This window comes from Mesobacillus sp. (assembly GCF_049588175.1).
In the GTDB taxonomy this organism is placed as follows: Bacteria; Bacillota; Bacilli; order Bacillales; family Cytobacillaceae; genus Mesobacillus.
The window spans coordinates 1-2,175 of sequence record NZ_JBAVFI010000568.1; the positions used below are offsets into that span (position 1 = coordinate 1).

The following is a 2,175-nucleotide window of genomic DNA, read 5'->3' on the forward strand; positions in this document are numbered from 1 at the left end:
GGATATAATAAAAAGGGAAGAATATTTAGAAAACACATTCAATATATCCAAAGTATGCGTTTTTTCCTGAAAGGTTAATTTAGTTCCATTTTAAAAAAACCTGTAGGATATCATGGTATGACTAACAGATTGTGTGGTGAAATGGTTTTATGAAAATAGATGATGTAGACCGAAAGATTCTATCGCTTTTGACTGAGAATGGGAGAATTTCATATGCGGATATTGGCAAAGAGCTGAGTCTCTCACGGGTGGCTGTGAGGGAACGTGTAAACCGGATGGAAGAGTCAGGTGTCATTGAGAAATTCAGTGTTGTCATTAATTCGGAAGCGGTCGGGAAAAATGTTTCCGCGTTTTTCGAAGTTGACTGCGAGCCTGCATTCCTGGTTTCTGTTGCTGAAAGTCTTGCGAATAATCCTAGTGTTGCGAGTTGTTACCAAATGACTGGACCAAGTACTTTACATATGCATGTTCTTGTTGAAGATTTTGCCTCGCTGGAAAAGTTTATAAATAACGAACTATATGCGGTGGAGGGAATAAGCAGGGTAGAAAGTCAAATCATGCTTCGTCGCTTTAAAAGCCGTACTGGGTTGAAGCTTTGATAAGTTATATAAAAAGGTCCATGAAGGGGCATAACCTTCATGGGCCTTTTTTAATATTTAGTTACCCGAAAAGAACCGATAAGTATGACCAAGGAACCATTTTAATAATGATCATAGACAATATTCTGAATATGCTTTAAAATGAGAAAAAACTTAAAACTCTTACGTTTGTTAATCATAATTTAATTTTTACTTAACAAACGTAAACAAAGTGTCACCGCTTTCATTTTTTCAGTAAGTGTGTGGAATTGGAGTATTCTTCTATTTTATAAGAAAAGGAGGAAAAACAGTGGTTGGCTTAATAGTAAGAAGGTTTACAGAGCTGTTACTGCTCTTGCTGGGGATTTCGTTTATTGTCTTTATGAGTATGCATATTGCCCCGGGAGATCCTGCCAGCATCATTGGCGGACCGACAGCATCAAAAGAAGATATCGAGGGGATCAGGGAAAACCTTGGGTTGAACAAGCCAATCCTTGTTCAATACTTTGATTATCTCAAGGGAGTTGTACAGGGGGACTTCGGCTTCTCGTTCCAAACGAAGGAAGCTGTTGCGGATGCACTGATTACCAGGTTCCCTAATACGCTCAGTCTCGCCATTGCAAGTATCATTGTGGCCATTGTGATTGGGGTTACGGCTGGTATTATCTCTGCCTTAAAGCATAATACCTGGTTTGATGCTACTGCTACAACAGTGGCATTAGCGGGGATTTCGATCCCGAACTTCTGGCTTGGCGCCATTTTGATCCTTGTCTTTGCGGTAAATCTACAGTGGCTGCCGGTTGGAGGATTGAGCTCGCCAATGTGGACTGTTGAAGGAATGAAGGAGCTGATCCTGCCGGCGATTACGCTTGGGACTGGGTCAGCAGCAATGATTGCGAGAATGAGCCGCTCGGCCATGCTGGAAGTCATCAAAGCAGATTACGTTAGGACGGCTAGAGCAAAAGGTGTAAAAGAAAAGTCAGTCGTTATGATTCACTGTTTGCGGAATGCCATGATTCCCGTTATTACGGTTATCGGCCTAAACTTCGGGTTCCTGCTGGGTGGAACAATCATAACAGAACAGGTTTTTGCCATTAATGGTGTTGGGCGTCTAATGATTGAATCGATAGCTGCGCGTGACTTCCCAATGGTTCAAGGAGGCGTATTACTGGTAGCGACACTTTTCGTTCTTGTAAACCTGATCGTTGATATCGTCTACGCATTCATCGATCCGCGAATCAGTTACGATTAAAAAAGGGGGAAGGATAACATGTCATTAGAAACAGCAAGCGCCACTGCAGCAGTCCTTCCAGTAAAGAAAAAGGAGCGTTCCTTTATCAAAACCTGGAAGCGGCTAATCAAAAATAAAGTGGCTTTGGTCGGTCTCGTTATTATTGCGGTCCAAGTTGTACTTGCTATTTTCGCACCAGCCTTTGTAGTACATGATCCGGTGAAACAAAACCTGGTACTTGCAGAGATGCCCCCAGGGACCGAAGCGCACTGGCTCGGAACAGATAACTTTGGACGAGATATGTGGAGCCGCCTTGTATATGGGGCAAGAATCTCACTGCTGGTTGGGATAGGTGCAGTCACACTC

The 2,175-nt window shown here is 42.7% G+C and carries 2 protein-coding genes and 1 pseudogene; all 3 read left to right on the forward strand.

Annotation, left to right across the window (positions count from 1 at the left end; translation table 11 throughout):
* Positions 1-149: 149 nt before the first annotated feature.
* Positions 150-599 (forward strand): Lrp/AsnC family transcriptional regulator, encoded by a 450-nt coding sequence (locus WB217_RS13855; RefSeq protein ID WP_423993806.1) that lies wholly within the window; start codon positions 150-152, stop codon positions 597-599.
* Between the two features lie 289 nt (positions 600-888).
* Positions 889-1,830, forward strand: a complete 942-nt coding sequence (nikB, locus tag WB217_RS13860; RefSeq protein ID WP_423993807.1) for a nickel ABC transporter permease — start codon at positions 889-891, stop codon at positions 1,828-1,830.
* A gap of 18 nt (positions 1,831-1,848) precedes the next feature.
* Positions 1,849-2,175: pseudogene (locus WB217_RS13865) on the forward strand (ABC transporter permease); the annotation flags it as partial.

Coding starts and splice junctions, on each gene's coding strand:
- WB217_RS13855 (WP_423993806.1), top strand. CDS start 150: ATGAAAATAGATGATGTAGACCGAAAGATTCTATCGCTTTTGACTGAG.